19 protein-coding genes are annotated in these 19,604 nt (G+C 50.0%); 14 read left to right on the top strand and 5 right to left on the bottom strand.

The genetic code is table 11. The annotated features are described in order from the left end of the window. Positions 1 to 10: 10 nt before the first annotated feature. Positions 11 to 1,264 (top strand): 3-deoxy-D-manno-octulosonic acid transferase, encoded by a 1,254-nt coding sequence (locus tag HRQ87_RS07895; RefSeq protein ID WP_174137013.1) that lies wholly within the window; start codon positions 11 to 13, stop codon positions 1,262 to 1,264. Here the strand turns inward: HRQ87_RS07895 and HRQ87_RS07890 are convergent. Then, positions 1,255 to 2,367, bottom strand: a complete 1,113-nt coding sequence (locus HRQ87_RS07890) for an acetoin utilization protein AcuC (protein ID WP_343035184.1) — start codon at positions 2,365 to 2,367, stop codon at positions 1,255 to 1,257. The two genes, HRQ87_RS07895 and HRQ87_RS07890, sit on opposite strands and share 10 nt — an antisense overlap. Beyond that, positions 2,357 to 2,851, bottom strand: a complete 495-nt coding sequence (locus HRQ87_RS07885) for a glutathione peroxidase (RefSeq protein ID WP_246251872.1) — start codon at positions 2,849 to 2,851, stop codon at positions 2,357 to 2,359. Before HRQ87_RS07885 ends, HRQ87_RS07890 begins: the two co-directional genes overlap by 11 nt. Positions 2,852 to 3,031: 180 nt before the next feature. Between HRQ87_RS07885 and HRQ87_RS07880 the strand changes: the two genes are divergently transcribed. From HRQ87_RS07880 to HRQ87_RS07850, 7 genes are all read left to right on the top strand, one after another. Continuing rightward, entirely contained in the window at positions 3,032 to 3,514 is a 483-nt protein-coding gene (locus HRQ87_RS07880; RefSeq protein ID WP_174137009.1) for an NUDIX hydrolase, read from the top strand. A 47-nt stretch (positions 3,515 to 3,561) separates the two neighbouring features. Further along, positions 3,562 to 4,002: a DUF1178 family protein gene (locus tag HRQ87_RS07875; protein WP_174137007.1), complete on the top strand. Its 441-nt coding sequence runs from the start codon at positions 3,562 to 3,564 to the stop codon at positions 4,000 to 4,002. Further along, positions 4,002 to 4,655, top strand: coding sequence for an SDR family NAD(P)-dependent oxidoreductase (locus HRQ87_RS07870; protein ID WP_174137005.1), 654 nt, complete (start codon positions 4,002 to 4,004; stop codon positions 4,653 to 4,655). Before HRQ87_RS07875 ends, HRQ87_RS07870 begins: the two co-directional genes overlap by 1 nt. Positions 4,656 to 4,798: 143 nt before the next feature. Beyond that, entirely contained in the window at positions 4,799 to 6,037 is a 1,239-nt protein-coding gene (locus HRQ87_RS07865; RefSeq protein ID WP_174137003.1) for an aspartate kinase, read from the top strand. Positions 6,038 to 6,077: 40 nt separating this feature from the next. Further along, positions 6,078 to 6,818, top strand: coding sequence for a DUF4344 domain-containing metallopeptidase (locus HRQ87_RS07860; protein WP_174137001.1), 741 nt, complete (start codon positions 6,078 to 6,080; stop codon positions 6,816 to 6,818). Between the two features lie 75 nt (positions 6,819 to 6,893). Continuing rightward, positions 6,894 to 9,080, top strand: coding sequence for a phosphoenolpyruvate--protein phosphotransferase (gene ptsP, locus HRQ87_RS07855; protein WP_425501532.1), 2,187 nt, complete (start codon positions 6,894 to 6,896; stop codon positions 9,078 to 9,080). 107 nt (positions 9,081 to 9,187) lie between these two features. Next, positions 9,188 to 11,527 (top strand): methyl-accepting chemotaxis protein, encoded by a 2,340-nt coding sequence (locus HRQ87_RS07850; RefSeq protein WP_174136996.1) that lies wholly within the window; start codon positions 9,188 to 9,190, stop codon positions 11,525 to 11,527. Positions 11,528 to 11,617: 90 nt separating this feature from the next. Here the strand turns inward: HRQ87_RS07850 and HRQ87_RS07845 are convergent, their stop codons facing one another. Further along, a complete protein-coding gene (locus HRQ87_RS07845) occupies positions 11,618 to 12,064 on the bottom strand; it encodes a hypothetical protein (protein ID WP_174136994.1) in 447 nt (148 codons plus the stop codon). Positions 12,065 to 12,226: 162 nt separating this feature from the next. Further along, positions 12,227 to 12,709, bottom strand: a complete 483-nt coding sequence (locus tag HRQ87_RS07840; protein ID WP_174136992.1) for a GNAT family N-acetyltransferase — start codon at positions 12,707 to 12,709, stop codon at positions 12,227 to 12,229. Positions 12,710 to 12,783: 74 nt separating this feature from the next. Here HRQ87_RS07840 and HRQ87_RS07835 point away from each other — a divergent pair, with 74 nt between their 5' ends. From HRQ87_RS07835 to HRQ87_RS07820, 4 genes are read left to right on the top strand one after another with little or no spacing between them, the layout of a single operon-like run. Then, positions 12,784 to 13,389: a flavin reductase family protein gene (locus tag HRQ87_RS07835; protein ID WP_174136990.1), complete on the top strand. Its 606-nt coding sequence runs from the start codon at positions 12,784 to 12,786 to the stop codon at positions 13,387 to 13,389. A gap of 16 nt (positions 13,390 to 13,405) precedes the next feature. Further along, entirely contained in the window at positions 13,406 to 14,278 is an 873-nt protein-coding gene (locus tag HRQ87_RS07830; RefSeq protein ID WP_174136988.1) for an S-methyl-5'-thioadenosine phosphorylase, read from the top strand. Continuing rightward, the gene (locus tag HRQ87_RS07825) at positions 14,275 to 15,294 is read left to right on the top strand and encodes a DUF418 domain-containing protein (RefSeq protein WP_174136986.1); all 1,020 of its coding nucleotides are present in this window, start codon (positions 14,275 to 14,277) and stop codon (positions 15,292 to 15,294) included. The genes HRQ87_RS07830 and HRQ87_RS07825 overlap by 4 nt, the downstream gene beginning before the upstream one ends. Further along, entirely contained in the window at positions 15,281 to 15,811 is a 531-nt protein-coding gene (locus HRQ87_RS07820) for an adenine phosphoribosyltransferase (RefSeq protein ID WP_174136984.1), read from the top strand. The genes HRQ87_RS07825 and HRQ87_RS07820 overlap by 14 nt, the downstream gene beginning before the upstream one ends. A 196-nt stretch (positions 15,812 to 16,007) precedes the next feature. Here HRQ87_RS07820 and HRQ87_RS07815 read toward each other — a convergent pair whose 3' ends face one another. After that, positions 16,008 to 17,747, bottom strand: coding sequence for a serine protease (locus HRQ87_RS07815; protein WP_174136981.1), 1,740 nt, complete (start codon positions 17,745 to 17,747; stop codon positions 16,008 to 16,010). 152 nt (positions 17,748 to 17,899) lie between these two features. On the opposite strand from HRQ87_RS07815, the gene HRQ87_RS07810 reads away from it, so the two are divergent. Continuing rightward, positions 17,900 to 18,853, top strand: a complete 954-nt coding sequence (locus HRQ87_RS07810; RefSeq protein WP_174136979.1) for a glycine--tRNA ligase subunit alpha — start codon at positions 17,900 to 17,902, stop codon at positions 18,851 to 18,853. Beyond that, positions 18,846 to 19,544, top strand: coding sequence for an FkbM family methyltransferase (locus HRQ87_RS07805; protein ID WP_174136977.1), 699 nt, complete (start codon positions 18,846 to 18,848; stop codon positions 19,542 to 19,544). The genes HRQ87_RS07810 and HRQ87_RS07805 overlap by 8 nt, the downstream gene beginning before the upstream one ends. Positions 19,545 to 19,604 lie beyond the last annotated feature (60 nt).

Raw genomic sequence — 19,604 nt, 5'->3', positions numbered from 1 at the left:
AGGCGACAAGATGGTTATGATGTATCGTGTTCTGATCAGCAGTCTTGCCCCTTTTATTCTTTTATTTTTAATTGTGAAAATGGGCCGCTTTGCGGATCGGCTGGGCCTAACTGTACCTGATGAAACAGGCGCGCGGCTGTGGTTTCACGCGGCTAGCAATGGTGAATTGAACTCGGCCCGCCCTGTTATCAATGCGTTGATGGCCCACAGACCTGATCTGCGCATTTTGATCACAACCAATACCGCCACGGCCAGGGATATGGCTGTTAACTGGAACATGGCACGATGCGATATATTGCTGGCCCCGATTGATCTGCGTTGGGCGCATCGTTTTTTATTGACCCACTGGCAGGTCATCGGGCTTGTCATTGTTGAAAATGAACTTTGGCCAAACCGCATCGCAACCTGTGCCAGATCAGGCGTGCCTGTTGCGATGGTGGGTGCACGTCTGTCGGCCAGAAGTTCTGCACGATGGGCAAAATTTGGAACCTTGTTTCGCACGGTTTTGGCTGATGTCACATTGGCGTCGGCCCAAGACGATGCATCCCAAAAACGACTGACAGACTTGGGTTTAACGCCTGAAAAATGGCGAACTTCGATAGATCTGAAGGCTTTGTATCAAATACCGCCTGTTCCCCCGGAATATGACGCCCATAAGCCGTATTATGATCGGAAAATGACCATTCTGGCGGCGTCGACCCATGAAGGCGAAGAACAGATTATGCTTGATGCATTCACAACTGTTCAAAAATCATTCTCAAAGGCGCGGTTAATTTTGGCACTGCGCCACCCAAGACGGCGGGATGAGGTGATCGCTGTTTTACAAAAGATGGGCCTGCCTTTTGTCCAGCATTCAAAAGGTCAGATGCCCGCCGAAGATATACGTGTGACACTTGCAGATACGATGGGGGATATGCCATTATGGTATCGGTTGTCTGGTGTTTGCTTTGTGGGTGGGTCGCTTGTGCCAAAGGGGGGCCATACCCCCTATGAACCGATCCGCCATGGCTGTGCTGTTGTTCACGGGCCAAGCCGTCATAACTTTGCGGCAATTTACGAGCGTCTTGATACGGTCGGCGGGGCAATTTTGACCGATGCGGAAAATCTGTCGTGCGATTTGATGGCTTTGCTGGACCCGCAGGTGCAAGATGTGCTGCGTAAAAAAGCAAAGGCCTGCCTTCCTGCGCCAGGGGATCTGAATGCAATGGTAACAGCAATCGAAGATATGACGCAGGATGTTCGCAAAAAGACCCGTCATGATTGATGGGCGTTCACCCGGGTCCGTATTTCATCGCGGATGGGGCCAGGGTTACGTGGATCACGCAGCGTTGTGAACCAGTGATCTGGTGGGTTTTTGCCACGGCGGTTTCCATACCAGCGCAAGGATCGCAAAACGTTCTCTGCCTCTGCCGAAAGCCGCTCAGGTATCTCATTCCCATTCAAAATGGCCCAAACCCCTGTCCATAATCGACCGACGGACCATGGATTATATCCACCGCCACCCAAAACCAGATAGCGATCAGATAAGGGGCGCAGTGCTGCGACAACGGCCCAATGGGCGTTGTTTGACAGGGACAGCCGCGACAACGGATCCTCTTCCACCATGTCGGCGCCACATTGCAAAACAATCGCATCGGGCTTGAAGGCAATCACCTTTGGCAAGATCAATTGATCCATAATATACTGCATTTCAGTGTCATTGAATTGTCGCGGAACCGGCAGATTGAACACCTGACCCACCCCCCGATCTGTAAGCGCACCAGTTCTGGGCCAACGGCCTTCTTCATGCACCGACAGCATCAGCACGTCGGGGTCATCTGCAAAGGCAAATTCAACACCGTCGGGGTGGTGGGCATCAATGTCCACATAGGCGATGCGATGCACACCCTGTCGCCGCAGCGATAAAATCGCCAAAACAGGATCGTTCAGATAACAAAAGCCGTTGGCCCGATCCGGCATACCGTGATGTGTGCCGCCAGCGGGCGAATAAACAACGCCACCATCACGCAACAATTCGCCCGACAAAAGGGACGCGCCCGCCGCAGTAGCCGGACGGCGAAATATTTCGGGAAAAACCGGATTGGAATGCGTCCCGATGCTGTGGCGCTGTTTGACCGCATCACTGACGTTTCCGCTTGCTTCGGCATTTTGCAGAGCGGCGATGTAGTCCGACGTATGCCAGATATGCAAAGCCGCCGGTTTCGCGCGCGGGCTGTTGATGTACTGCGACACAGGCAGCCAACCCATTGCCCGCGTCAAATCCATCACGGTTGAGACGCGCGGCACACGTAATGGATGCCAGTCGCCATAACTTGAAGTGCGGTAAATTTCAGATCCGATGAAAATCGGTCGCGGTTTAGCTGTCACGGGGCAGCAGTACCTTTATTTTATCGGTAATTGCGCGGCTTTCTGGGCGTGTTCGACTGCCCCATGTTTCAATTAGATCACCATCGGGACCAATCAAAACCTTATTGAAATTCCATTGGGGTACAAAACCATGTTCCGCACGCAGCCACCTATAAAACGGATGTGCGTTGCGTCCGGTCACAGATGTGATTTCGGTCATCGGCAAATCCAAGCCGAATGTATTTTCGCAAAAATCCTTTACTTCACTTTCGGATCCCAATTCCTGGCGAAAATCATTGGATGGCACCGCCATCACGACAAGACCCTGATCGCGGTACTGATCGTAAAGGTTTTGTAGCCCCTCATATTGTCCGACAAATCCGCACAAAGACGCCGTATTAACGATCAAAACTGGCTGTCCGCGCCAATCGGACAAAGCCAGATCGCCGCCATCGATAGAGGAAAACCGAAACTCTGACTGTGCCCATGCGACAGGGGCTGCCATTAAAAATATCACCAAAAAGATCAAATATCGCATCCCGTCACCTTTCTGTTTTCACTTTTGCTGGTATCGCACAAACACCACAAAAAAGGCATAACCATCCTCTAAGACTGGAAAACACTGTAATTTAAGCGTAAACCTGTCCAACACTGTGTATAAAGGCAAATAGTACAAGTAAGAGCGATGGCCATTCCGTTTTTGAAATACACTCCTGCTCCGATCAATTTATCGGGCGCCCAAAAGACAGATGTGCGTACGCAATTTGCGGCGTTGTGTTATCGTGTGGTCAACGGAAAAACCCAGATTTTGCTAATCACCAGCCGTGGAACCGGGCGTTGGATCCTGCCCAAAGGCTGGCCGATGGATGGCAAAACCCCCGCCGTATGTGCCGGGATCGAAGCCTTTGAAGAAGCCGGTGTTGAAGGCAAGACCTATGACAGCTGTATTGGTGTGTTTTCATACATAAAAGCGATACCACGCGGTGATAATCTGCCTATTTTGGCAATGGTTTTTCCGATTAAAGTTAAACATCTGGTCAATGATTATCCTGAAGCCCAAGAGCGTCGCCGCAAATGGTTTACCCTTAAAAAGGCCGCTGCCCGCATTGATGAACCGGAATTGCGTCATATTATCCTTAACTTCGATCCACGCCGGTTAAAGCCCTGACTTTAGCTTAAGCCATGCAACTGATTTATATTTGAACTGAGGTTCCGATGATCCGCTATGCCTTGAAATGCGCGAATGATCATAATTTTGAAAGCTGGTTTCAATCGGCCGCAGCTTTTGACACACTTAAAAAGACAGGGCATCTGAATTGCGTCATCTGCGGAACGGGTGATGTTGAGAAAACCTTGATGGCACCGCGGGTAACATCGTCAAAAGCAGTGACGTCTGAGGGAGCGCCTATGGATTCCCCTTTGTCCAAGCCGCAGTCCCCCGAAGAAAATGCCCTGTCCAAAGTGCGTGAACATATTGAAAAGAATTCAGAATATGTTGGCATGAATTTTGCAGCTGAAGCGCGCAAAATGAATGACGGTGACGCCGAAGTGCGGTCCATCTATGGCGAGGCCAAGCCGGAAGAGGCAAAGAAACTGATCGAAGACGGTGTGCCTGTCGCACCCCTGCCCTTTGTCCCAAACAGAAAGACGAATTGATGACAGTTCTTATTACCGGCGCAAACCGTGGAATTGGTCGCGCTTTGTTTGATGGATATCAGGCACGTGGCGAAAATGTTCATGGCACAACCAGATCAGAACAGCCTGACCCGAACTGGCATTATCTTGATGTGACTGATCCTGCCTCACATCTTAAGATGTGCAAAGCGCTGGACAGTCAGACAATTGATCTGCTGGTGTGTAATGCCGGAATTTATCCGGACAAAAGCCAAGGCTTGGCAGATGGCTATCCACCTGAAATGTGGGCTGAAGGGTTTGCAACCAATGTCACAGGTGTTTTTCTGACTGTTCAGAACCTTTTGCCCAATCTGCAGATGTCAGATGCAGGCAAGATTGCAATTATTTCCAGCCAGATGGCGTCTGACACACGTGCACCAGGTGGCAGCTATATCTATCGCGCGTCAAAGGCGGCGGCTTTGAATTTAGGACGCAATCTGGCGGCAGATTTAAAAGATATCGGTGTTGCCGTCGGGATTTATCATCCCGGTTGGGTCCAAACAGATATGGGTGGTTCATCTGCTGAAATTACGGTGGATCAGGCTGCAAAAGGTCTGATTACACGTTTTGATGCGCTTGATCTTGATACTACAGGTGTTTTTGAAACCTGGGACGGGCATCCACACGACTTTTAAGAACCGCTTATCAGGCCCTGTGCGGGCTTTCTTCGCTGATAAGTCTTTCGCAAATTTTCGACTAAGCCGGATTGCGCAATGCAATACTTGCCCTTGCCACGCCCATCCCCTAGGAAGCGCCAGACGGATAAAAGGGACGGACCATGCCGGTTCTGGTGATGAAATTCGGTGGCACTTCGGTGGCCACACTTGATCGCATCAAACGTGCAGCAAAACGCGTGGGTGTTGAGGTTGCAAGGGGCTATGATGTCATTGTGATCGTGTCGGCCATGTCCGGAAAAACGAACGAATTGGTGGGTTGGGTCAATGAGACGTCGCCCCTTTTCGATGCACGCGAATATGATGCCGTTGTGTCTTCGGGGGAAAATATCACGGCGGGTCTGATGGCGCTGACCTTGCAGGAAATGGATGTACCTGCACGCAGTTGGCAAGGTTGGCAAGTGCCGCTCAAGACGACCTCGGCCCATTCGGCAGCACGGATTGAAGATATTCCGCCAGATAACCTGAATGCGAAATTCGCCGAAGGCATGCGTGTTGCTGTAGTCGCAGGTTTTCAGGGGATCAGCCCCGAAGGTCGTATCACAACGCTGGGGCGCGGTGGGTCTGACACGACAGCTGTGGCCTTTGCTGCAGCTTTTGGGGCTGAACGGTGCGATATATATACCGATGTGGATGGCGTTTACACGACCGACCCGCGCATCTGCGAAAAAGCCCGCAAGATGGATAAAATTGCGTTTGAGGAAATGCTAGAACTTGCGTCGCTTGGCGCGAAGGTTTTGCAAACGCGATCTGTTGAACTCGCGATGCGTTATGGTGTGCGCCTGCGTGTTTTATCCAGTTTTGAAGAACAATCTGATCATGCCGGTACACTGGTTTGTGCCGAGGAGGATATCATGGAATCCAATGTTGTATCGGGCGTGGCCTTCAGCCGCGACGAAGCCAAAATGACCCTGATCAGTGTTGCTGACCGCCCGGGCATTGCAGCCGCGATCTTTGGCCCCCTTAGCGAAGCGGGTGTGAACGTGGATATGATCGTACAGAACATCAGCGAAGAGGGGCGGACCGATATGACATTTTCCTGCCCCACGAACGAAGTGATGCGCGCCGAAAAGGCCATGAACGACGCCAAAGATCGGGGGGAAATCAATTTCCACGACCTGGTTGCAGATGAAGGTGTGGCCAAGGTGTCTGTCGTGGGCATCGGAATGCGATCACACGCGGGTGTTGCCGCCAAAATGTTCAATGCCTTGCATTCAGAAGGAATCAACATCAAGGTGATCACCACGTCCGAAATCAAGATTTCTGTTCTGATTGATCGGAAATACATGGAACTTGCCGTTCAAGCCCTGCATGATGCATTTGAGCTGGAAAAAGCATCCTGAAGAACCGGCAGATGGCCGGCAAGGGCATCGGAGACATATAATGGCACATTGTCTGAAGGTTCTAAGCTGTGCGCTGGCTTTGCCTGCCCTTGTGGCGTGGCCTGTGCAGGCTCAGGACCCGGTGACACCCTTTGCCGAAGATGTGCTTTTGCATGTGATTGCCCATGAAATCGGCCACGCGGTTATCCGCGAATTCGATCTGCCCATTCTGGCGCGCGAGGAAATGCAGGCCGATATGTTCGCGACGCTGGCAATTTCATTGCTTTTCCCGGAAAGATCTGATGCTGTGATCCGCGCACGGGTGCAATCGCTACTGCTTGAGGGCGATGATGAAAGTGTGTTTTCTGAATACCCTGACGATTATGACCGCGCGGGCCAGATCCTCTGCCTGTATTATGGTCTTGCATCACAAGATCGCACAGAGTTTGCCCAGGAATTCGGGCTTACAGGCGATGACGCAACAAATTGCCGGGGCACGGCCCCTGAGATAGCCCGCAGTTGGCGTCGGCTGACGGCCCCACTGCTACGTCCAGACTATGCGCCTGTGACCGAAGTCGCAATCCGATATGCCGAAACAGATATACCACAGGCCCTGTCAGACAGTGAAACGATGCAGCAGGCCTATACCCTTTTGGCGACTTTTGATTGGCATTCGATGATCACGCTGCGTATCGAAAGCTGCGAAGACACGGCGTATTGGCAGCGCAACGGTCGGGTTCTGATGGTATGCGATAGCTATATCGAACGCTTCAACGAACAAGCGGGGCAGATAACGCCATGATCCTGCGGAGCCCGTCCATTGCCTGAGAGAACCGAAACAGAAAGCCGGAAGCTGCTTGGGCGCCTACGCGACGCCATGGCCGAAGACAGTGCCGGACAGGAGCGCCTGGACAAGATTACACATCTGATAGCGCATTCAATGCAGACAGAGGTGTGTTCGATCTATCTGTTTCGGGATGACGAAACGCTTGAGCTATGCGCAAGTGAAGGATTGAAACCCGAAGCCGTTCACCAGACCCGGATGCGTCTGGGCGAAGGGCTTGTCGGGCGTGTGGCCAAGACCTCGGGTGTGATAAACACCGCAAATGCTCCGCAAGAACCCGGCTTTCGGTATATGCCTGAAACAGGGGAAGAGATTTATACATCATTCCTTGGGGTGCCGATTCAACGACTGGGGCAATCGCTTGGAGTGCTTGTCGTGCAATCCAAAGATGCCCGCGAATATTCCAGCGATGAATTATATGCGCTGGAAGTTGTTGCCATGGTTTTGGCCGAAATGACCGAACTTGGTGCTTTTATCGGCGAAGGCGACGCGCTGTCGGCCCGCCACCAGCAACCTGCCTTGTTCCGTGGTATTCAAGGTCAAGAAGGCGCCGCCGAAGGTCATATCTTTCTGCATGAACCACGCGTTGTGATCACCAATCCGATTGCTGACGATACGGAAGTTGAACTGATTAATCTGCGCGAGGCTGTCGATACGTTGCGCGTGTCTGTTGATGATCTTCTTAGCAGTGCTAAAAGTGGCGACAAAGATCAGCTTCAAGTGCTGGAAGCGTACCGGATGTTTGCCAATTCGCGTGGCTGGTTGCGCCGGATGGAGGCCGACATCAACAATGGTCTTTCAGCCGCTGCCGCAGTCGAAAAAGAACAATCCGCAGCACGTGCGCGTTTTGCGCAGGTGCCTGATGCCTATATGCGCGAACGGTTGAACGATCTGGATGATCTGTCCAATAAACTTTTGCGCATTCTGACCGGCCAGGGTGCGAATACCGGCGCTGAAATGCCCGATGACCCTGTGTTAGTGGCACGCAACATTGGCCCTGGTGAATTGCTGGAATACGGTTCAAAACTAAAAGGCATTATACTTGAGGAAGGATCGGTTGGGTCCCATGCGGCCATTGTCGCAAGAGCTTTGGCCATTCCATTGGTGATCAATGCAACTGGCATTGTCGCAGAAGCACTGAACGGCGATCATGTCATGATTGACGGCGATGAAGGTCAGGTACACCTGCGTCCTGATGAAAATATCGTAACGGCCTTTCGCGACAAGATTGCCATGCTAGCCGAAGCGCAAAGCCGTTATGCGTCCATTCGTGATCTGCCCGCCACAGCACGATGTGGATCGACCGTTTGCCTTCAGATGAATGCTGGCCTTATGGCTGATCTGCCGTCGCTTGTTGGGTCTGGCGCCGAAGGTGTGGGACTGTTTCGGACCGAACTTCAGTTTTTAATTCGCAATAAGGTACCCCGCAGATCAGAACTAGCCGCGCTTTATGCGCGCGTTTTGGATGCAGCTGACGGACGTCGCGTCGTATTTCGCACGCTGGACATCGGATCTGATAAAGTGCTGCCTTACATGAAACCCCAGGATGAGCCTAATCCTGCATTGGGATGGCGCGCAATTCGTGTGGGGCTGGACAAACCTGGCGTATTGCGGATGCAATTACAGGCCTTGTTACGGGCCGCAAACGGGCGTCCTTTAACAGTCATGTTTCCGTTCGTTGCCCAGTTTGAAGAATACCGCGCCGCACGTGAACAGGTCGATAAAGCCGTGGCGGGTGAAGAAAAACTTGGCCATGTCCTGCCCGAAACGCTTGAAATCGGTGCCATGCTGGAAACACCCAGCCTGGCCTTTGCGCCGCGGAAATTTTTCGAAGAGGTGGAATTTATTTCAATTGGTGGCAACGATCTGAAACAGTTTTTCTTTGCCGCTGATCGGGAAAATGAACGGGTCCGCCGAAGATATGATACATTGAATGTCAGTTTTCTGACCTTCATCGAAGACATCGTTAATCGGTGCCGCGAAACCGATACACCAGTTTCATTTTGTGGTGAAGATGCGGGTCGCCCTGTTGAGGCATTATGCCTTGCTGCCATGGGTTTACGCACCCTATCGATGCGCCCTGCGTCTATTGGCCCGGTCAAACATTTGTTGCGGCGTTCAAACCTGGATGAGGCACGATCAGTTATTGAAGACGCCCGAAACAGAGGTGATCAATCTGTACGCCCCGCCATTATGGAATGGTTAAAAGGACAGAATTGATCAAGGCAAACGGATGGTTTTGATTAAAATCAGGCTATAATAATTTATTCTTTTTCAATGTTCGTGGGCTAACGAATCTAATCAGATCATAGCACACGGAGTCAGTAATGAGTAATTGGTCAATTTCCCGCAAGATATCTATTGGCATGGGCGGCTTGGCCTTTCTACTGGCAATTGTCGCAACTATAGCCATCATTTCGGCGATCATGTTCGGTTCAAATTTTACCCAATACAGGGAAACCGCAAGACAAAGCCTTATGGCTAATGGAATTGCAGAAGATTTGTTTGAAGCTCAAATCGCTGCGATCACATATCAGAAAACGCCATCAGATTCTGTTGCTGAAGTACTTGCTTCTAATTTGCAGGAAGTTCTTGAAACAGAAGAACGCGCTAGGGAGTTGTTCGCCAAACGGCCAGAGGCTTTGAAAATTCTAACAGACGTCAAATCCGGTCTTGATGAATTTCAATTAGCATTCGACGCTGCACGTGCTGCGCAATCTGACCGTGATGTACTCGTTGAAAACATGACAACGAAAGGCGTTGAAGCGCGTCAAAATCTAACTCAAGTTATGGAATCTGCTTATACTGACGGCGATCCGGTCGCAGCTTACTATGGTGGTGTCGTACAACAACATCTTTTGCTGGGTCGTTTTTATGTCGAACGTTTTTTGCTGACAAATCAACTTGATGAATTTGAAGTCGCGCAATCTCATCTCGCAAAAGCCAGTCAAGAAACTAGTGCCTTGATGGCCGAACTGCAGGATCCGTCCAGGCAGATGCTAACAACCAATGCACTTGAGCTTATTGACGGCTACATTGCCCTTTCTGAACAGGTTAAAACCAAAATTCTTGCGCGAAATGCACAGTATTCTGAAATGAATGCGATGGGTGCCAGTGCACTGGATCAGGTCGATTTGGTTGTCGAAGCCGTCGTTGCCGAACAAAATATCATTGGTCCACGCGTAAGCACCATCATGACAGATACAAAGCTGATTATCATTGCTTTGTCCGTCTTTTCATTGGTCGTGGCAAGTCTTTTGACTTGGCAAATTATTCGTCAGGTTTCATCAAGTCTGAATAATACAGTGGCCGATATTGATCAGCTTGCAGATGGCAACTTAGAGATAAATATCACAGGTGCAGATAAAGACCACGAATTGGGACGGATCGCCCGCGCGCTTGAAGTTTTCAGGACGAATGCGATCGAATCTCGTGAACTGGCAGCTCAGCAGAAAAAAATGGAAGAGCAGCGCCGCATCGAAGAAGAAACACGTAAAGAAGAAGAGTTTAAACGAGAACAGGCTCAGGCAGTTGCTGCACGAATTGCTGATGAAGAACGCAAGAAAGCGATTTTTCAGGAGCTTGAAGCAGCCGTCAGCGATGTTGTCAGTGCAGCTGCAGATGGCGACTTTACCAAACGTGTTGATCCAGATGCGATTGACACTGAGCTAGGCGCGTTGGTCGAAAAAATTAACCGTCTTATGGACAACGTTGATAACGGTCTTGAAGCAATTGGCGATGTTACAAAACGTCTGGCAGATGGTGATTTGCAGACTGGTATGGTTGGTCAATTCTCGGGTACTTTTGCAGACCTTCAGTTAAACATAGATGAAATGATTGTATCGCTGACACGGATGATCAGTCAGGTCATGACCGAATCCGAAGGGGTCAGCTGGCGTTCGGCCGAATTGAATCAAGGAGCAGAAGATCTGGCAGGGCGTGCAGAAAGAGCAGCTGCATCACTTGAACAAACATCTGCTGCCATGACGGAATTCACAGCTTCCGTTGATACGAATGCCAAATCTGCAAGCCGGACGACCGAAGTTGCAAATACGATGTCAAGCGAAGCAGACCACGCCGCTGGTATTGTCAATTCAACCATTGATGCCATGAACGATATTGAGAAAGCCGCAAAGGAAATCGAAGATATTGTCGATGTTATCAACGATATCGCCTTTCAAACAAATCTGCTGTCGCTTAACGCATCCGTCGAAGCGGCACGTGCCGGGGAAGCAGGTAAAGGTTTTGCTGTTGTTGCAAATGAAGTGCGTGCTTTGGCCCAACGGTCGGCAGATGCCTCTGGCAAAGTGCAATCTAAAATTCAGCAAAGTTCTGCATCAGTTGCCAAAGGTGCGGCAGCGGTTCATGAAACCGGCGAAACATTGAACATGATGCTGGAACGTATCAAAGACGTTACAAATAACCTTCAGGAAATTGAGTGTTCCAGTAACGAACAGGCGCGCGCCGTGAATGAAATTACACTTGCATTGACACAGCTAGAATCAATTACACAAGAAAATGCTGCAGTCGCTGAAGAAACTCAGGCAAATTCAACTATGCTAAGAGATCAGTCTATACGCATGCAGGATTTAATTGCTCATTTTAAATACTCTGAACAGAATATTGAATTATCAAATTCGGCTGAAATCGTATCAATCGCCAGCTGATATACGCGATCAAACTGTCGTCATAATAGTACCCAAAATGAAAATTGGCTGGCCAATATGGCCAGCCAATAAAACTAAATACAGTAGTTCTTATTGTAGCATTGCTTCGATTTTTGCATTTTTGTCGTTCGGGTTTTCACCTGATGTTGCAACCAAATAGATACCTTGTATAGTTTCATCATCAAGTTCGGAAACGTCTACATCAAAACCCATGATCGCAAGACGGCTTTGAACCTGAGCGCGCATGTCATTTGCCGGTAGTGTGATCACCATACCTTTTTCGTCCACGACAGCAGCACTGTTTGCATCTTCAAGAATTGATTCAATACGCTGTTGCTTGTCCAATGGGCTATCGCCTGTTGTCATAATGACGTAAATTGCGCTGATCTGGTCATCAGTTAACGCATCGACATTAACTTCCATTTCATATGAATTTAATTCATTCTCGACACTATCTTTCAGTTGCTCGTTTGACATTGCAAAAGCTGCTGCTGATGTTGTCATTACCAATGCTGTTGTTGCTAGAAAACGTTTCATTTCCATACTCCTTCAATTTGTTGTGACGCTTGCTGCGTCGTTCGGATACACAACGGAAAATGTGTGATAAGAGTTCCAATCGATTTTTAAAATTTTTCCAAATAACACCTTAAGCTTATGTTTTTAAAAAGATAAATTTCAGAATAAAAGTCAATTTAACTTTCAAAAATGTTCCACTTGACCCTGAATACCACGCCAGGCGCCGCGTTTAATTTCCAGCGCAAGGACACGAGACGGGTTTGTAGGAGGCGGCATTTTGATATCGGTCGTCACATTAAATCCAAATTTTGAATAGTAAGGTGCATCGCCGACAAGCAATGCCCTTGTCCATCCAAGTTTTTGCGCCAGCTTCAGGCTATCGCTGATCAGTGCACCACCTAAGCCTTCGCCCTGTCGTGTCGGGTGAACGGCGATCGGGCCCAATAACAAAGCTTGATGCGTGCCGACCCGGACCGGCCAATACCGAATTGCGCCGGCCAAAATATCATCTGCATCTCTAGCGGTCATCGACAATTCAGCAATGGGATCGACCCCGTCACGCAGTCGATATGATGACAAAGCTTCACGTCCCGGTGCAAAACACAGATCGTACAGCGCCTCGACCTCCCACCAATCATCTTTCGTTTCCTGCGCAAGCCGGTACACGCGTGTTCCTCATTTTTGACTGGAAACGCCCCTAGCACGCAGGTACGCCTTGTTCAAACCAACAGGAGATAGAATTGTTCTATAAGCCAGAAGATGGGCACGGCCTGCCCCATAACCCATTCAATGCGATCGTGTCACCCCGCCCCATTGCCTGGGTTGCAACGCGGGGGGCAGATGGATCTGAAAATCTTGCGCCTTATTCATTTTTCAACGCTGTGGCATATGTACCCCCTCAGGTGATGTTTGCCTCGACCTCGGCGAAACCGGACCGGGACGGGACAAAAGACACTGTCGCCAATATTCGCGATACGGGTGTTTTCTGCATCAATATCGTTGAATACGCCATGCGGGATGCCATGAATCAAACATCTGGCGCATGGGATAAAACGACGGATGAATTTACGCTGGCTGATATCAAGCGTGAAGAATGCCAGACGATTGCCTGTTCTCGCGTGGCGCATGCACCTGCCAGCCTTGAATGTAAATTAACACAGATCCTGAAATTGCCAGGCGAGACAAATTATGCTGTGTTTGGCCAAGTAACTGGCATCAATATGCGTGATGATTGCCTGAAGGACGGCATGTTTGATGTCACAAAATATGAACCACTCGCCCGTTTGGGTTATCACGATTACACTCGCGTGACAGAATTGTTCAGCCTGAAACGCCCTGACAGCTGACAAAAGGAACCCGATCATGACAAAGACGAAAATCGGTATCATCGGAGGTTCGGGCGTATACGAAATAGATGGGCTGAAGAACGCAACTTGGCAAAATATCGAAAGCCCTTGGGGGGCGCCATCCGATCATGTTCTGACGGGCGTATTGGACGATATCGAAATGGTTTTTCTCCCGCGCCATGGCCGCGGTCACGTCCATTCACCAAGCACCGTTCCCTATCGCGCAAATATTGATGTGCTAAAGCGGATTGGTGTGACCGACATTATATCGGTTTCCGCTTGTGGGTCATTTCGCGAAGACATGGCACCTGGGCATTTCGTGATCATAGATCAATTCATTGACCGAACGATCGCGCGCGAAAAATCGTTCTTTGGCACCGGCTGTGTGGCCCATGTCAGTGTGGCACATCCGACCTGCCCACGATTGGGGGATGTCTGCGAAACGGCTGCCAAAATAGCCGGGATCACAATCCACAAGGGCGGCACCTATTTGGCGATGGAAGGACCACAGTTTTCAACACTGGCCGAATCCAAGATGTACCGCGAAAACTGGGGCTGCGACGTGATTGGCATGACCAATATGCCCGAGGCAAAACTGGCCCGCGAGGCTGAAATTTGCTATGCTTCGGTCGCTATGATCACCGATTATGACAGTTGGCATCCTGATCATGGGGCTGTTGATATCAATCAGATTATCACTACTTTGAGAGGCAATTCAGAAAATGCGCGATCTCTGATTAAACAACTGCCTGCGCTTTTAGATCACATACGTACGCCCTGCCCGCACAACTGTGACCGCGCGCTTGATCATGCCATCATGACTAAGCCTGAGAGCCGCGACCCCACACTTGTCGCAAAACTGGACGCTGTAGCAGGTCGCGTTTTGTGACACGCCTGCATGGACTGGACATCGCGCGCTTTCTTGCGTTTTCAGGTATGGTGATCGTCAATTTCAACGTGGCAGCCCATCCGCAACCGGATTGGTCCAGTCCTGTCACCGAAATCTTTCAAGGTCGGGCGGCCGCGTTATTTGTTATTCTGGCTGGTGTCGGCATTTCGATTTCAAAAATCGCACCACGCGATCTGATCCTGCGCGGAGCCATTTTGTTTGCGGTTGGACTGCTGAATATGCTGATCTTTCCCGCCGACATTTTGCACTATTATGGTGTATATTTCCTGTTTGCTGCATTAGTGATGGGCTTTTCAGGGCGTGTGTTTTTATGGTTGGCAGTTGGTGTAACGATCGCGGCATATATCGCGCTATTCACTTTGAATTATGAAGCTGGCTGGGATTGGGACACCCTGACATATACCGATTTTTGGACGCCAGTCGGCTTCGTACGAAATCTGTTTTACAATGGCTGGCATCCGGTTTTCCCGTGGCTTGCGTTTGTGTTGTTCGGATTATGGCTGGGCCGCCGCAACCTGGCACGGCCACGCATGCAAATGCGCTTGATTGTTTGGGGATTTGCCACATGGGCTGCTGTTACGGTGTTTAGCCTGGCATTAGGCTATGCCGATCCTGAACTGATTGAGGTCGTCGCCCTGTCCCCGATCCCACCAAATCCGTTCTATGTTGCAGGCAGCATGGGAACAGCTGCGTTGGTTTTGGGACTTTGCTTACGCCTAATCCGGTCAGAAACGGCTTTACGACCTGCCGCTTTGGCCGGACGTCAGGCTTTGACACTTTACATCGCACATATTCTTTTGGGGTTGGTCATTCTTGATGTAATGGGATGGCTTTCTGGTACGCGATCAGCACTTGATATGTTGCTTGCTGCAATTGCATTTATTGCGCTATCGGTCATTTATGCTTGGCTTTGGGATCATCTGTCATCCCATGGCCCACTTGAACAACTTATGCGATTTCTGACACGCAAAGGATCCCGTCTTGAAAACCGTTAAAGATTATATTCGTACAATTCCCAATTTCCCCCATGACGGAATTATGTTTCGCGATGTCACTACATTATTTGCCGACCCACGCGGGTTTCGCATGGCCATCGATCAATTGCTGCACCCATATGCCGATCAACAGATTGATAAAGTCATCGGGCTTGAAGCGCGCGGCTTTATTCTGGGCGGGGCTATTGCCCATCAATTAACGGTCGGGTTCGTGCCCATTCGCAAAAAAGGCAAGCTGCCAGGCCAGACGATCAGCCAGGATTACAAGCTGGAATACGGCGAGGCGGTTATGGAGATACACGACGATGCCCTGAAAGCCGGGGAACGTGTTTTGGTGGTGGACGATCTGCTGGCAACGGGTGGCACAGCTGAGGCTGGGATCAAACTGATCGAAAAGCTTGGTGCCGAAATTGTCGGCTGTGCCTTCGTGATCGACCTTCCCGATCTTGGCGGGCGCGCTTTGTTGGAAAAGCTGGGCATAAATGTCCACGCCCTTTGCGCATTCGATGGGGAATGATGGGTATTATATGTCTAAAACTGGACTTAAATTTATGGTTTTCTAACGATCCAAGAACGATGCTTTAGCATATTGTTAAGCATACTAGGGCAAATTCGTCCTTGCCTCCGACGAAATACATTCGCTTTGCTGTGGCTAACACAGCCTTAAATGCCCTGCTTTAAGTAGGGCATTTTACGTTTTGAAGATGCTTGGATTAATTATCCCAGCAACTTACAAGCGCTGTTAATTCAATGGCTTTTGTTGACAGATCTTCGGCACGCATCGGCGCTGACGCATCGGCAATCTGATAACTGATGTTTGCCTTTGCAAGAACCTGTTTGATCGCCTCTGCATCAACCGTAAAACGAACATCTTGTGGTAACTGGCGACCATCATCCAAATTTGGCAGCAGCATTCCCACAACAGTACCCGATGCATCCAACACAGGCCCACCGACATCACCCGCAAGCACCGACACTGACAGCCGATCCAACGCGTCATCTCCATTCAACCCGCGAATATCCGCAATCTGGCCGAACGTTACTGTTGGCGCATCCAATGCCCCTTCATAGGAATACCCTGCCACAGCAATATCCTGCTGTATTCGCGCGATACCACCCAGAAATGATGCAAAACCTGCGGGGGCCAAATCTGTCGTTGGTTGCAAAATTGCCAGACCAAATTGCGGAGCCGTCGCGATCACGCGCGCTTCATAGGTTTCATCAAGTGTCAGACGTGGACATTGATCCGTCACTTCGGTTGTGGTGATCAGTGTTCCAGCGTTATCGATATAGAAACCGGACCGGGATAATTTTGGTCGTCTGATCTGTAATCCTGCGATCAGATCAATTGCCTGATCCGCAGATGGCGGCACAATAGATGGGTTCAGTACACCGTCAATGGGTGTAAAGCTGCTTTGCAGTTCATCCTGTAACCTACTGCGACGGCGTTCATCGCCTGCGGGCCATACAAGGATAAAGCCCTTGATCACACCCCCGCGCAATTCAGCATAGGCGTAAGAGTGGCGCTTCGCATCCACGCCCGTAATCTGAAAACTGGTCCGCTCTTGGTTGCGTGGGCCTGTCAGGGGCATAATCTGCAGGGTTTGCAAAAGATCATAAAGCGCAAGCAGACTGTTTTCGTCACCGCTTTGACTGATCAGGCTGATCTGCACATTCAAATCCGTCGTCGCGGTGTAATGAACCAGCGGAGGATCATACTTGTCAAACACCACCACCCCAAGCGGTAGCTTGATTTGGATGCCAGCATCTGTGTTGGTCACGGCTTGCAGATCCAAACCTTCTAGAACGGCGTTATAATCGCTCAAAAGCTGGCCGCGTTGGGCCGTCGTCAGGATACCCGTTTCTTCAAGCCCTTGAAGACGCTGCCATTCTGCCATCGCATTTCGTGTTCCGCGCCCGAATGATCCATCAATGCCAGCAGTATATACCCCCGCCCATTTCAAAGCCTTCTGCAATACTTCGCGATCTTCACGGGTCAAAAGCCGTTCACTTGCGCGGGCCTGCTGCGGCGTTTCGTCGATAATCTGCAATGTTGGGTTTTGCGGGATTGTGTCGATTGTGATCTGGGGACTGGGGGCGGCCAGTGCCGTAAACGCATTGCCGCCAATGGGCCAAAACTGTTGCTGAAAATTTCGACCAAATGCAATGAAACTGTCACGTGGGATTAAACCCTGACGTCGCAATCGCCCTAAAACAAGATCAGCGTCTTCTGAATTATATGGCCCAAGCACAATGCCATACCAGCCCGACCCCAAAGCGAACCCATGCAAATTATCAAGACTGGACGAATAATCACGAATGCGTTCCTGCGCTTCGGCCAGGCTTGGTTGGGCTTCGATCTGAACCCACACACGATCTTGCGCAAAGACCTGACCCGATAGGGCTGCAAGACAAAATATTGCTGCCAGTGCACCCGCCCAAACCTTTATCATCGCCAAACATACCCGTTTAATCTGATTTCACAGTTCCCTAATACCTAGCAAATCCCAAAGCAGTTGCGAGCGGATAATTGCCCTTGCGGACAATTGACCCTTGCTGCACTGACAGTTAGGACACACTCGCCCGTCAAGACGCAGGAAAAATCATGTCAAACCCAACGCCGCCCCGCAGTTTTCAGGAAATCATCTTGCGTTTGCAGAATTATTGGGCAGAAAAAGGCTGTGCGATCCTGCAGCCCTATGACATGGAGGTGGGCGCAGGTACGTTTCATCCCGCCACAACCTTGCGCGCTTTAGGCTCAAACGCCTGGGCTGCGGCCTATGTTCAGCCATCACGCCGCCCGACCGATGGACGGTACGGCGAAAATCCCAACCGGTTGCAGCATTATTATCAGTATCAAGTGCTGATCAAACCTAGCCCGGCCGATCTGCAGGATTTGTATCTGGGATCACTACAAGCCATTGGCATTGATATGGATCTGCACGACATCCGCTTTGTCGAAGACGATTGGGAAAGCCCGACACTGGGCGCCTGGGGCCTGGGATGGGAGGTCTGGTGCGACGGAATGGAGGTCAGCCAGTTCACCTATTTTCAGCAAGTCGGTGGCCATGATTGCAAACCGGTTTCGGGCGAACTGACCTATGGCCTTGAACGCTTGGCGATGTACGTTTTGGGGGTGGATCACGTGATGGACATGCCCTTCAATGATCCGCAAACGCCAATTGCGTTAAGCTATGGCGATATTTTTCGCCAAACCGAACAGGAATATGCCCGCTGGAATTTCGATGTGGCTGATACAGATACTTTGCTGCAGCATTTCAAAGATGCCGAAGCCGAATGCGAACGTATTTTGTCAGAACCCGCCGAAGATCCCAAAACCGGTCTGCGCATCATCATGGCGCATCCCGCCTATGACCAGTGCATCAAGGCCAGCCACCTGTTCAACCTGCTGGATGCGCGCGGCGTGATTTCAGTCACGGAACGGCAGGCCTATATCGGGCGCGTTCGTACGTTGGCCAAGCAATGCGCGGATGCCTTTGTGCAGACGGAAGCCGGGGGTTTAATTATACAAAGACCAGGAGCGCTGCAGAATGGCTAGTTCTTTGAAGAAGCAATATCGCAAGACTACAGCTTTTTTCTTGGGACACCTACCAGGAAAAATTGGCCTGAAGTTTCGCAAGATACATAGACGCCATACCCCAAGCGCCAGCATGGCTGACTTGCAGGCTGCATTGGCTGCCAGTGAAGGAAAACTATGCATTGATCTTGGGGCCAATATTGGCGAAATCAGCAAGATCATGGCAAAACAAGCAAGCACCGTCTATGCGTTTGAGCCTGACCCCTGGACAGCAGAGCAACTGCGTAAAAATCTGATAAGCATCAATAATGTCGAAGTCGTCGAAGCAGCTGTCGGTGTAGAAGACAGTACAATTTCGATGTATCGGCACAACGATTTTGAATCGGATCAGATCACAAGTTCACAAAGCACAAGCACGTTTGCCGATAAAACGAATATTGACTTAAACAATGCAATAGAGGTTCAGCAAATTGATTTTGTACGCTTTCTGGCTGATCTTAATACTGACATAGGTGTGATAAAAATGGACATCGAAGGATCAGAGGTTGCTGTTTTGAACGCGCTTCTTGAAGCACCGATACTGAATCGCATTGACTATATTTTTGTCGAAACTCATGAAAAGCGCATACCTGATCTTGAGATACCGATCGATAAGCTTTTTCGAAAAGTTCGAAAATTGAAGCGTCCTATTATTAATCTAAACTGGTACTGAGCATCCGATGAACTTACTTTTCATAGTAAAAATCATCCTAAATGCTATTGGCCAAAGCTG

Source organism: Parasulfitobacter algicola (assembly GCF_013315265.1).
Taxonomy (GTDB): domain Bacteria; phylum Pseudomonadota; class Alphaproteobacteria; order Rhodobacterales; family Rhodobacteraceae; genus Parasulfitobacter; species Parasulfitobacter algicola.
The sequence above is the reverse complement of the archived record's forward strand: the minus strand, read 5'-3'. Positions and strand labels throughout refer to the sequence as shown.

What these genes read in the sequence shown, in the direction of transcription:
- HRQ87_RS07815 (WP_174136981.1), bottom strand. Translation starts at nt 17,747, where the DNA reads ATGATAAAGGTTTGGGCGGGTGCACTGGCAGCAATATTTTGTCTTGCA.
- HRQ87_RS07865 (WP_174137003.1), top strand. Translation starts at nt 4,799, where the DNA reads ATGCCGGTTCTGGTGATGAAATTCGGTGGCACTTCGGTGGCCACACTT.
- HRQ87_RS07830 (WP_174136988.1), top strand. Translation starts at nt 13,406, where the DNA reads ATGACAAAGACGAAAATCGGTATCATCGGAGGTTCGGGCGTATACGAA.
- HRQ87_RS07880 (WP_174137009.1), top strand. Translation starts at nt 3,032, where the DNA reads ATGGCCATTCCGTTTTTGAAATACACTCCTGCTCCGATCAATTTATCG.
- HRQ87_RS07805 (WP_174136977.1), top strand. Translation starts at nt 18,846, where the DNA reads ATGGCTAGTTCTTTGAAGAAGCAATATCGCAAGACTACAGCTTTTTTC.
- HRQ87_RS07885 (WP_246251872.1), bottom strand. Translation starts at nt 2,851, where the DNA reads ATGGCAGCCCCTGTCGCATGGGCACAGTCAGAGTTTCGGTTTTCCTCT.
- ptsP (WP_425501532.1), top strand. Translation starts at nt 6,894, where the DNA reads ATGGCCGAAGACAGTGCCGGACAGGAGCGCCTGGACAAGATTACACAT.
- HRQ87_RS07870 (WP_174137005.1), top strand. Translation starts at nt 4,002, where the DNA reads ATGACAGTTCTTATTACCGGCGCAAACCGTGGAATTGGTCGCGCTTTG.
- HRQ87_RS07850 (WP_174136996.1), top strand. Translation starts at nt 9,188, where the DNA reads ATGAGTAATTGGTCAATTTCCCGCAAGATATCTATTGGCATGGGCGGC.
- HRQ87_RS07895 (WP_174137013.1), top strand. Translation starts at nt 11, where the DNA reads ATGGTTATGATGTATCGTGTTCTGATCAGCAGTCTTGCCCCTTTTATT.
- HRQ87_RS07860 (WP_174137001.1), top strand. Translation starts at nt 6,078, where the DNA reads ATGGCACATTGTCTGAAGGTTCTAAGCTGTGCGCTGGCTTTGCCTGCC.
- HRQ87_RS07845 (WP_174136994.1), bottom strand. Translation starts at nt 12,064, where the DNA reads ATGAAACGTTTTCTAGCAACAACAGCATTGGTAATGACAACATCAGCA.
- HRQ87_RS07875 (WP_174137007.1), top strand. Translation starts at nt 3,562, where the DNA reads ATGATCCGCTATGCCTTGAAATGCGCGAATGATCATAATTTTGAAAGC.
- HRQ87_RS07810 (WP_174136979.1), top strand. Translation starts at nt 17,900, where the DNA reads ATGTCAAACCCAACGCCGCCCCGCAGTTTTCAGGAAATCATCTTGCGT.